Origin of the sequence: Mesorhizobium sp. Cs1299R1N3 (assembly GCF_037179625.1) — a bacterium.
Lineage (GTDB): Bacteria > Pseudomonadota > Alphaproteobacteria > Rhizobiales > Rhizobiaceae > Mesorhizobium > Mesorhizobium salmacidum.
Genome location: NZ_JAPYKQ010000014.1, coordinates 117,167 through 128,263, shown reverse-complemented (window position 1 = coordinate 128,263; position 11,097 = coordinate 117,167). Strand labels below are relative to the sequence as shown.

Below are 11,097 nucleotides of genomic sequence, written 5' to 3'. Positions count from 1 at the left end.
GAAACGCACCGTCGAGGACACGTGGCGCCACATCGGACATCTCGTCGAAACCATCGAGGCAGCCGAATGTAAGAACTACTTCGAAAACGCAGGATACGCTTCCGTCAAAACGTGAAAGGCTCTAGCGCGGCAGGACGGTCGTCCCCATCAGCGCCTCGTCGATCGAGCGTGCGGCCTGGCGGCCTTCGCGGATCGCCCAGACGACCAGCGACTGGCCGCGGCGCACATCGCCCGCCGCGTAGAGCCGGTCGACGCTGGTCCTGTAGTCGCGGTCGTTGGCCTCGACATTCCTGGAACGGCGGATGTCGGTGGTGATCTTCATCTCACCCTCCAGTTCCGCCGCAACGCCTGCCATCGCCGGGCCGGCAAAGCCGATGGCGATGAAGGCAAGATCGGCGCGGATGACGAATTCGGTGCCGGCGATCGGTTTGCGCTTGTCGTCGACCTCGCAGCACTTGACGCCGGTGAGCTGGCCTTCCTCGCCGATGAATTCGAGCGTTGCCACCTGGAATTCGCGTTCGGCGCCCTCGGCCTGCGAGGACGAGGTACGCATCTTCGTTGCCCAGTAGGGCCAGACGGAGAGCTTGTCTTCCTTCTCGGGCGGCTGCGGGCGGATGTCGAGTTGGGTGACGCGCACCGCACCCTGGCGGAAGGCGGTGCCGACGCAGTCGGACGCGGTATCGCCGCCACCGACGACGACGACGTGCTGGCCACCGGCGATGATCGGATGCGACGGCCACGCCACGGACTGGATCGGCTCGCCGCCGACGCGGCGGTTCTGCTGCACCAGATAGGGCATCGCGTCATGCACGCCGCCGAGATCGTCACCGGGAATTCCGGCGGCGCGCGGCGTTTCCGAGCCGCCGCAATAGAGCACGGCATCATGTTCGGTCAGCAGTTCCGCGACGGGCTTGTCGACACCGACATTGACGCCGCAATGGAAGGTGACGCCCTCGCCCTGCATCTGTTCGATGCGCCGGTCGATATAGTGCTTCTCGATCTTGAAGTCGGGAATACCGTAACGCATCAGCCCGCCGGGGCGGCTCTCGCGCTCGTAGACATGCACGTCGTGGCCAGCGCGGCCAAGCTGCTGGGCGGCCGCCATGCCGGCCGGTCCAGAGCCGATGATGGCGACCCGCTTGCCGGTCTTCTTCTCCGGCGGATAAGGCCTGATATGGCCGGTCTCGTAAGCCTTGTCCGCGATCGCCTGCTCCACCGTCTTGATGGCGACAGGAATGTCCTCGAGGTTGAGCGTGCAGGCTTCCTCGCAGGGTGCCGGACAGATGCGGCCGGTGAACTCCGGGAAATTGTTGGTCGAATGCAGGTTGCGGATCGCGTTGTCCCAGTCCCTGTTGTAGACGAGGTCGTTCCAGTCGGGGATCTGGTTGTGGATCGGGCAGCCCGTCGGCCCGTGGCAGAACGGAATGCCGCAATCCATGCAGCGCGCGGCCTGTTTCTCGACCTCCTTATCCGACATCGGTAGCGTGAACTCGCGAAAGTGCCGAATGCGGTCCGAGGCTGGCTGGTACTTGTGCACCTGCCGGTCGATTTCGAGAAAGCCTGTTACCTTGCCCATAGTCCAGTTCCTGCTGTCCAGATGGTGCGGTTTTCGCCGCACCCGTTAACCTCTTGAGGCAGCCATGGCAACCTTGAGCCCGAGGTCAAACTGTCGATGAAAGGGGCCGGGAAACCTGGGCTCCCCGGCAATTCTCAAAAATCTATTCGGCCGCGACGCCCATGCGCATGCGTTCCATCTCGATCAGCGCGCGGCGGTATTCGACCGGCATGATCTTGCGGAATTTCGGCCGGAAAATCGTCCAGTCGTCGAGGATCTCGCGGCCGCGCACCGAACCCGTATAGTGCACGTGGTTCGAGATCAGCTGGTAAAGCCGCTCCTCGTCATGGCTGGTCATGTCGCCCGACACGTCGACGCGACCCTTGTGATCGAGGTCGCCGCCATGGTGCAGCAGCTTTTCCATGAGGTCGTCTTCTTCCGGAACCGGCTCCAGCTCGACCATGGCCATGTTGCAGCGCTCGGCGAAATCGCCCGCCTCGTCCAGCACATAGGCGACACCGCCCGACATGCCGGCGGCGAAGTTGCGGCCGGTTTTGCCGATGACGACGACAACGCCGCCGGTCATGTATTCGCAGCCATGGTCGCCAACGCCTTCGACGACGGCTGCCACGCCCGAATTGCGCACGGCGAAACGCTCGCCGGCGACACCGGCGAAATAGGCCTCGCCCTCGGTCGCGCCATAGAGCACCGTGTTGCCGACGATGATGGAGTCGGCTGCGACGATCCTGGCCTCTTGCGGCGGCCGGATGACGATGCGCCCGCCCGACAGGCCCTTGCCGACATAGTCGTTGCCGGCACCGACGAGCTCAAACGAGATGCCGCGCGCCAGGAAGGCGCCGAAGGACTGCCCCGCGGTTCCGGTGAGCTTGACCTGGATCGTGTCCTCGCGCAGGCCCTTGTGCCTGAAGCGCTTGGCCACCTCACCCGACAGCATGGCGCCCGTCGAGCGGTCGACATTGCGGATGTCGACTTCGATCTTGACCGGCTGCTTGGTCTCCAGCGCGGGCCTGGCCAGTTCGATCAGCTTGCGGTCGAGCACATCGTCGATCGGGTGCTTCTGCCGTTCGGTCCAGTGCACCGCTTCATGCGGCGCATCGGGCTTGTAGAACATCTTCGAGAAGTCGAGCCCGCGCGCCTTCCAGTGCTGGATCACGTCGCGCTTTTCCAGAAGGTCGGCGTCGCCGATGATCTGGTCGATATGGGTGAAGCCCATCTCGGCGAGCAGCGCCCGCACCTCTTCCGCCACGTAGAAGAAGAAGTTGATGACGTGCTCGGGCGTGCCCTTGAAGCGCTTGCGCAGCACCGGATCCTGCGTCGCCACACCGACCGGGCAGGTGTTGAGGTGGCACTTGCGCATCATGATGCAGCCGGCCGCGATCAGCGGCGCGGTCGAGAAGCCGAACTCGTCGGCGCCGAGCAGCGCGCCGATGATGACGTCGCGCCCGGTGCGCAGGCCGCCATCGACCTGCAGCGCCACGCGTGAGCGCAGGCCGTTCAGCACCAGCGTCTGGTGCGTTTCGGCAAGACCCATTTCCCACGGGCTGCCGGCATGCTTGAGCGAGGTCAGCGGCGAGGCACCGGTGCCGCCATCATAGCCCGAAATGGTGATGTGGTCGGCGCGTGCCTTGGCAACGCCCGCCGCGACCGTGCCGACGCCGACTTCCGACACCAGCTTGACCGACACGTCGGCCGCCGGATTGACGTTCTTCAGATCGTAGATCAGCTGCGCCAGATCCTCGATCGAGTAGATATCGTGGTGCGGCGGCGGCGAGATCAGGCCGACGCCAGGCGTCGAGTGCCTCACCTTGGCGATGGTGGCGTCGACCTTGTGACCTGGCAACTGGCCGCCCTCGCCGGGCTTGGCGCCTTGCGCGACCTTGATCTGCATCATGTCGGAGTTGACGAGATATTCCGCAGTCACGCCGAACCGTCCCGAAGCGACCTGCTTGATCGCCGAGCGTTCCGGATTCTTGCCGCCGCCAGGCAGCGGCAGGTAACGGTCAGCCTCTTCGCCGCCTTCACCGGTGTTCGACTTGCCGCCGATCTGGTTCATGGCGCGCGCCAGCGTGGTGTGCGCTTCCCTGGAAATCGAGCCGAACGACATCGCCCCGGTCGAGAAGCGCTTGACGATGTCGGCCGCCGGCATCACGTCGTCGAGTGCGACCTTCGTGCGGCCGGTCTCACCCGCCAGCTTGATCTTGAACAGGCCGCGGATGGTCTGGGCGCGAGCCGTCTCGCTGTCGATTTGCGCCGAATAGTCCTTGAACGTCTCCCACGATCCCTGGCGCACCGCATGCTGCAAGGTGGCGACCGCGTCGGGCGACCACATATGCGCCTCGCCGCGCATGCGGAACAGATATTCGCCGCCGACCTCCAGGCTGTTGCGCAGCACCGGATCGCTGCCGAAACCGTCCGTGTGGCGGCTGACGGTTTCGCCTGCGACCTCATCCAGCCCAACGCCTTCGATCAGCGTCGCGGTGCCGGTGAAGTACTGCTGCACGAACTCCGACTTCAGCCCGATGGCGTCGAATATCTGCGCGCCGCAATAGGACTGATAGGTCGAGATGCCCATCTTGGACATCACCTTGAGGATGCCCTTGCCGATCGACTTGATGTAGCGCGACACCACTTCATAGGCGTCGACTTCTTCCGGCAGTTCGCCGCGCTTGTGCATGTCGAGCAGCGTGTCGAAGGCGAGATAGGGATTGATCGCTTCCGCGCCATAGCCGGCGAGGCAGCAGAAATGATGCACCTCGCGCGGCTCGCCGGATTCGACGACCAGGCCGACCGCGGTGCGCAGTCCCTTGCGGATCAGATGGTGATGCACGGCGGCCGTCGCCAGCAGTGCCGGGATGGCGATGCGGTCCGGCCCGAGCTGGCGGTCGGAGAGGATAATGATGTTGTAGCCGCCGGCGACCGCTGCTTCGGCCCGCTCGCACAGACGTTCGACGGCGCCCTGCATGCCGGCAGCACCCTCGCTCGACCCATAGGTGATGTCGATCGTCTTCGTGTCGAAACGGTCCTCGGTGTGGCCGATGGAGCGGATCTTCTCGAGGTCGCCATTGGTCAGGATCGGTTGGCGCACTTCGAGGCGCTTGCGGCGCGAATTGCCGACCAGGTCGAAGATGTTCGGCCGCGGTCCGATGAAGGACACCAGGCTCATCACCAGTTCCTCGCGGATCGGGTCGATCGGCGGGTTGGTGACCTGGGCGAAGTTCTGCTTGAAATAGGTGTAGAGCAGCTTCGACTTGTCCGACATCGCCGAGATCGGCGTGTCGGTGCCCATCGAGCCCACCGCTTCCTGGCCGGTGGTCGCCATCGGCGACATCAACAGCTTGGTGTCTTCCTGAGTGTAGCCGAACGCCTGCTGGCGATCGAGCAGGCTGACATCCTTGCGCAGCGCGCGCGGTTCGACCGGCTTCAAATCTTCCAGGATGAGCTGCGTGTTGCCAAGCCAGGTCTTGTACGGGTGCTTGGTCGCGATCTCCGACTTGATCTCCTCGTCGGGGACGATGCGGCCCTTGGCCAGGTCGATCAGAAGCATGCGGCCGGGCTGCAGCCGCCACTTCTGGACGATCTTTTCCTCCGGCACCGGCAGCACGCCGGCTTCCGAAGCCATGATGACGCGGTCGTCATCGGTGACGATGTAGCGTGCAGGGCGCAATCCATTGCGGTCGAGCGTGGCGCCGATCTGGCGTCCATCGGTGAAAGCGACCGCCGCCGGCCCGTCCCACGGCTCCATCAACGCCGCATGGTACTCGTAGAAAGCCTTGCGGTCGGCATCCATGAGCTTGTTGCCGGCCCAGGCTTCCGGGATCAGCATCATCATGGCGTGGCTGAGGCTGTAGCCGCCCTGGAACAGGAACTCGAGCGCGTTGTCGAAGCACGCCGTATCGGACTGGCCGTCATAGGAGATCGGCCAGAGCTTCGAGATGTTGTTGCCGAACAGTTCGGAATCGACCGACGCCTGTCTGGCCGCCATCCAGTTGTTGTTGCCGCGCACGGTGTTGATTTCGCCATTGTGCGCGACCATGCGATAGGGATGCGCCAGCTTCCACGATGGGAAGGTGTTGGTCGAGAAGCGCTGGTGGACGAGGATCAGCGCGGTCTCGAAACGCGGATCGGTCAGGTCCTTGTAGTAGGCGCCGACCTGATAGGCCAGGAACATGCCCTTGTAGACGATGGTGCGCGCCGACAGCGACACGCAATAGGCGCCGATGTCCTTGTTGTCGTTCTCGGCGTAGATGCGGCCCGAGATGACCTTGCGCAGCAGATAGAGTCTGGCCTCGTATTCCTCGTCGTCGGTGATATCAGCCGTGCGGCCGATGAAGACCTGGCGGTGGAAAGGCTCGGACGCGACGATGTCAGCCGCCTTCGACAGCGACGCATTATCGACGGGCACGTCACGGAATCCCAGCAGCGGCAGCCCTTCGGACTGCGCCGATTCCGCGATGATCTCTTCGACATGGGCGCGAAGGATGGCATCCTGCGGCATGAACCAGTGTCCGACGCCATACTGGCCTACCGGTGGCAGATCGATACCTTGGGCCGCCATCTCCTCACGGAAAAAAAGATCCGGAAGCTGCACCAGCACGCCGGCGCCATCGCCGACCAGCGGATCGGCGCCGACGGCGCCGCGATGCGTCAGGTTCTCGAGCACCGCAAGCCCGTCCTTGACGATCTGATGCGACTTCACGCCCTTCATGTTGACGATGAAGCCGACGCCGCAGGCGTCATGTTCGTTGCGCGGATCGTAGAGACCCTGGGCGGTGAGGCCGGTGGTCGCACGATTTTTGGTGGAGGTATTTTTGACGGCGGCCGCTTTCGTCTGCGCGGCCTGGCCGTTCGTCGCAGAGAGCGTCAATTCCGTCATCGTCTTATCCTCCGTTCCGCGCCACTTGGCCTTGGTCAGCCTGGGGGCGCTGGTTTGCCTTGGCGAGCACTTGGGCTCGCCCTTCATCCTTGCGGCACGTCTTGCGAAATCGCCGAACCAAGCGGCGCGCCGCTGGTTCACATCCGGTATCGTACAGGCCAGAGCTGGTCCGTCCACCTGTCGCTCGCGGCAAAAGCCGGAGTGGCCTAAACGATACGCCAATCCAGCCTGTTTTGTGCGACAAAATAAGACAGCACTACTGTCCTAAATTTTTATGACAGAAATCCAGGACCCATACAAGACCGATTCACAAAAAACTTGGCCTCTTCGCGACACAAAATTTCGTGAGGCGGCTGCAAAACGTAAGCTTCGGTCTCTGAACGTACCGCGAGCCCGACACTGGCTTTACCCGTTTTCTTGTGTCTGGCTCTTGCGGGCGGGTCATGAAACCGGTCAAGGTCCCGGCGATTTCCCCAGCACAGGCAGACGCATGTTCTTCGCTTCCGACAATTGGGCAGGCGCCCACCCAAGCATTGCAGCCGGCCTTTCGGCCCATACCGCCGGCTTTTCGACCGCCTATGGCGATGGTGCCCTCGACCAAACCGTCTATCAGCGCTTCAGCGAGATTTTCGAACGCGAAGTGGCCGTGTTCTTCGTGGCGACCGGCACCGCCGCCAATTCGCTGTCGCTGACGGCCTATAACAAGCCCGGCGGCATTTCCTTCGCCCATCGCGAATCGCATATCATCGAGGACGAGTGCGGCGCGCCGGAATATTTTTCCGGCGGCTCGCGGCTTCACGCGGTCGATGGCCCGCTGGGCAAGATCGAGCCACACAATCTGGACAAGGCGATCGGACGTTTCGCCGGCGAGGTGGTCCATTGGGGCCGGCCGATGGCCGTTTCGATCACCCAGTCGACCGAGGTCGGCACGATCTATGGCCTGGACGACATTGCCGCGATTGCCGCGATCGCCAAACACCATTCCGTGCCGCTGCACATGGACGGCGCCCGCTTCGCCAATGCGCTGGTCGCGCTCGACACCACGCCGGCTGAAATGACCTGGAAACGCGGCGTCGACATTCTGTCCTTCGGCGGCACCAAAAACGGCTGCTGGTGCGCCGAGGCGATCGTGCTGTTCGATCTCGACCGCGCCAAGGAATTGGCTTTTCTGCGCAAGCGTGCCGCCCAGCTGTTTTCGAAGTCGCGTTTCGTCGCGGCGCAGTTCGAAGCCTATTTCAAGGACGGGCTGTGGCTCGACACCGCCAGGCATGCCAATGCCATGGCCGCGCGCCTGGCGGCCGCGATCGAGGATTCGGCCACGGCAAAGCTTGCCTGGCTGCCGCAGGCCAACGAAGTCTTCGCGGTGATCAAGAAAACCGAAGCCGAGAAGCTGCAGGCGGCGGGCGCGGCCTTCTACGACTGGCACAGGCCGCACGGCTTTGACGGCCATATCGGCGAGGACGAACTGCTCTATCGCTTCGTCACCAGCTTTGCGACGACCTCGGAGGAAGTCGACCGCTTTGGCCAGCTGATCGCGGGATAATCAGCCTTCGCGACAACAAAAAAGCGGCGCCTTTCGGCGCCGCTTTCCGTCTCGGGAGGGAGACTGAACCTTTTAGGCTGCCGTCTTGGCCTCGATCTGCTTGGCCTTGGCCGGAGCCGAGGTGATCGCGATCTTGCGCGGCTTCAGCTCTTCGGGAATGTTGCGCTTGAGGTCGACGAAGAGCAGACCGTTCTTCAGCGCGGCGCCTACGACTTCAACGTGATCGGCAAGCTGGAAGCGGCGCTCGAAAGCCCTGGAGGCAATGCCGCGATAGAGCAGCTCGGAGCCTTCGCCGGTGCCCTCGTCCTTGCGCTCACCCTTCACGGTCAGCACGTTGCGATGGGCTTCGATGGAGATCTCGTCATCCGAGAAGCCGGCAACCGCCATCGAGATGCGGTAGGAATCCTCGCCGGTGCGCTCGATGTTGTAGGGCGGATAGGTCTGCGCGCCATCGGGCTGCGCGAGCGAATCGAGCATGGTGAAGAGACGGTCGAAGCCGACGGTCGAACGATAAAGCGGGGAAAAATCAACGTGACGCATGAGGTGTTCTCCTGTTGAGCAACATGGTTTGCGTATGGCCGGTGCGAAACCCGTAAGCGGCGTTTCGGCTGGACCAGCGGCCCCGACATTGGCGGCCGCAACCCACATCTGGGGAGCGTTCGAAAGCATTTCAAGTTTCGTTTGACGGCAAAAAGAGTGAGGCCGCCCGGCTTTGATGAACGGCAGATGAACCGGCGCTTCGGCGCCCGTTCAGACAGCCGCCGCTAAAGTGGCTTTCAAGATCAAGGATTGGCGGCGCCGGACTTGCAGAGGTGCCGCATCGAGGCCGAACCGGGTGTTAACGTCCCTTCCTCCCGGATCGACAGGGGCCGGAAGCGCGCTCAAAGCCGCTTCCGGCCTTCCCCGTTGCAGGCCTCTGTAACCCGGATTTGCTTTGCTTTTGATGTGTGGGCGTCTATCACCTTGACGAGGCTGGCCGTGAAGGGCTGGCGCGCCAAGACGCCGAGCACAAAGCGCCGAATGACGGATCTTTTCCACGACACACCCCTTTTTCACGAAGTTGAAGGCAATCCGCGACCGGAAAACGCCACGGGCGGCTTTTTCACCACGCGCGACGGCAAGAAGATCCGTTATGGCCTGTTCGCGGCGGTGGCGCGTCCAATGCGGGGCACCGTGGTGCTGCTCGGCGGCCGCAACGAGTGCATCGAGAAATATTTCGAGACCATCCGCGACCTTGCGGCCCGCGGCTTCGGCGTCGCCACCCTCGACTGGCGCGGTCAGGGCGATTCCGACCGGCTGATCCGCGATCGCCAGCGCGGCTATGTCAGGTCGTTCCGCGACTATACGGCCGATCTGGAGCAGTTCTTCGAGGAGATCGTGCTGCCGGACTGCCGTGGACCCTATTACATCCTCGCCCATTCCGCCGGGGCGGTAATCACGCTGCTTGCCGCGCCGTCTATGGTGAACCGCGTGCGGCGCATGGTGCTGATCGCGCCATTCCTGACGTTGCCCGACCTGCCGGTCTCGATAGGGACGGTGCGCCGGGTCTGTTCGATTTTCTGCGCCCTGGGGCTCGGCCGGCTCTATGCCGCCTGGGGTCCACGCCCGAGACAGACGCTGCCTTTCGAGGTCAACAAGGTGACATCAGATCCGCAACGCTATCGCCGCAACACGCGCATCTATGAAGAATATCCGCAACTGGCACTTGGCGGCCCGACGGTTCGCTGGCTGCAGGCGGCGGCGAAGGCGTCGGAAGCCATATCCGACCCCGACTTCATGGCCCGCATTCAGGTGCCTCTGCTGATCATCGCCGCCGGCGCCGACCAGGTCGTCTCGACCAAGGCGGTGGAGACATATGCGAGAAATCTGAGACTCGGTTCGCTGTTGATGATCGACGGCGCCAAACACGAAATTCTGCAGGAAGTCGACCTCTACCGCGAACAATTCCTCGCCGCCTTCGACGCCTTCGTCCCCGGCTCGGACGATCCGACGGCCTGACCTCTCCCAGACGCAGGCGGCATTCCGGCAGGTCTACGGGCGCACCCCTGCGGAATTCCAGCGCTCGATAAGGCCGCGCCGACCAGGGGCGATATCAGCCGCGCAGGGCGGCCATGGCGGCGGCATGAAGCTCCGGTGTCGCCGCCGCCAGAATATCGCCGCCATTCTCCGCCGGCCCGCCGTCGAAAGTGGTGACGACACCGCCGGCTTTCTCGATGATCGGGATCAGCGCCACGATGTCATAGGGCTTCAATCCGGGATCGGCGACGATGTCGACGCTTCCCGAGGCGATCATGGCGAAGGCATAGCAATCGGCGCCATAACGGGCGAGCTGGATTTGCCGCTCGAACGCGTCGTAGCGATTGCGCGCCTCGCCCTTGAACAGCGCCGGCGTTGTGGTGAACAACGTCGCCTCGGCCAGCTTCGTCGTCTTGCGGGTCGACAGTTTTCGCGGACCTCCCGGTCCCTCGTAGTGCGAGCCGGAGCCATTGGCGTAGAACAGCTCGCCGGTGAAGGGCTGGGCCATCATGCCGGCGACCGCGTCACCATCGACCGTCAGCCCGACCAATGTCCCCCACACCGGCAGGCCGGAGATGAAGGCGCGCGTGCCGTCGATCGGATCGATCACCCAGACATGCCGGCTGGAAATGTTCTCGCTGCCATGCTCTTCGCCCAGGATACCGTGGTCGGGATACTCGGCCGATATCAGCGCCCGGATGGCGCGCTCGGCCTCGCGGTCGGCCTCGGTGACCGGGTCGAAACTGCCCTTCTCCTTGTTTGCGACCACACCTTGGGCGCGAAAGCGCGGCAAGGTTTCGGCGGCCGCCGCTTGCGCGATGCGGCGCATGAAGTCGATGCTGATGTCCAACTGATTCTCCCGCATTACGGCATGCCCGGACTGTCGTTTGCCGCCACTTTCGTGCCAAAACAAGGGTGTTCGAGGATTATTCGCCAGCGACATCTGTTGCCCAAATGTCACGTTCCCGCCAACGAAACGCAATTTCCACATCACTCTGAATTAAAAAAGCCTAAACGTCGCTTGACATTTGTGCGCTGCACAATACCCTCAATATCGGACAGGGTTTCCTGTCCATGCCCTCCTTGGGC

The 11,097-nt window shown here is 63.3% G+C and carries 6 protein-coding genes and 1 pseudogene; 3 read left to right on the top strand and 4 right to left on the bottom strand.

All coding sequences use genetic code 11. The annotated features are described in order from the left end of the window. Positions 1 to 115, top strand: a pseudogene (locus O7B34_RS24945) (IS630 family transposase); the annotation flags it as partial. A gap of 6 nt (positions 116 to 121) precedes the next feature. Here the strand turns inward: O7B34_RS24945 and O7B34_RS24940 are convergent. Further along, a complete protein-coding gene (locus O7B34_RS24940; RefSeq protein WP_337148540.1) occupies positions 122 to 1,576 on the bottom strand; it encodes a glutamate synthase subunit beta in 1,455 nt (484 codons plus the stop codon). 142 nt (positions 1,577 to 1,718) lie between these two features. Beyond that, entirely contained in the window at positions 1,719 to 6,449 is a 4,731-nt protein-coding gene (gltB, locus tag O7B34_RS24935) for a glutamate synthase large subunit (RefSeq protein ID WP_337148539.1), read from the bottom strand. A gap of 490 nt (positions 6,450 to 6,939) precedes the next feature. Here gltB and O7B34_RS24930 point away from each other — a divergent pair, with 490 nt between their 5' ends. Next, complete coding sequence (locus tag O7B34_RS24930; RefSeq protein ID WP_337131853.1) at positions 6,940 to 7,992, top strand: threonine aldolase family protein; 1,053 nt, start codon at positions 6,940 to 6,942, stop codon at positions 7,990 to 7,992. Between the two features lie 72 nt (positions 7,993 to 8,064). On the opposite strand, the gene O7B34_RS24925 is transcribed toward O7B34_RS24930, so the two are convergent. After that, the gene (locus O7B34_RS24925; RefSeq protein ID WP_027142918.1) at positions 8,065 to 8,532 is read right to left on the bottom strand and encodes an Hsp20 family protein; all 468 of its coding nucleotides are present in this window, start codon (positions 8,530 to 8,532) and stop codon (positions 8,065 to 8,067) included. Positions 8,533 to 9,012: 480 nt separating this feature from the next. On the opposite strand from O7B34_RS24925, the gene O7B34_RS24920 reads away from it, so the two are divergent. Further along, positions 9,013 to 9,990, top strand: coding sequence for an alpha/beta hydrolase (locus O7B34_RS24920; RefSeq protein ID WP_337148538.1), 978 nt, complete (start codon positions 9,013 to 9,015; stop codon positions 9,988 to 9,990). Between the two features lie 94 nt (positions 9,991 to 10,084). Here O7B34_RS24920 and hisN read toward each other — a convergent pair whose 3' ends face one another. Next, complete coding sequence (gene hisN, locus O7B34_RS24915) at positions 10,085 to 10,858, bottom strand: histidinol-phosphatase (RefSeq protein WP_337148537.1); 774 nt, start codon at positions 10,856 to 10,858, stop codon at positions 10,085 to 10,087. Positions 10,859 to 11,097 lie beyond the last annotated feature (239 nt).

Bases quoted from the DNA above. Each gene is read 5' to 3' on its own strand.
- O7B34_RS24925 (WP_027142918.1), bottom strand. From the start codon at position 8,532: ATGCGTCACGTTGATTTTTCCCCGCTTTATCGTTCGACCGTCGGCTTC.
- gltB (WP_337148539.1), bottom strand. From the start codon at position 6,449: ATGACGGAATTGACGCTCTCTGCGACGAACGGCCAGGCCGCGCAGACG.
- O7B34_RS24940 (WP_337148540.1), bottom strand. From the start codon at position 1,576: ATGGGCAAGGTAACAGGCTTTCTCGAAATCGACCGGCAGGTGCACAAG.
- O7B34_RS24920 (WP_337148538.1), top strand. From the start codon at position 9,013: ATGACGGATCTTTTCCACGACACACCCCTTTTTCACGAAGTTGAAGGC.
- O7B34_RS24930 (WP_337131853.1), top strand. From the start codon at position 6,940: ATGTTCTTCGCTTCCGACAATTGGGCAGGCGCCCACCCAAGCATTGCA.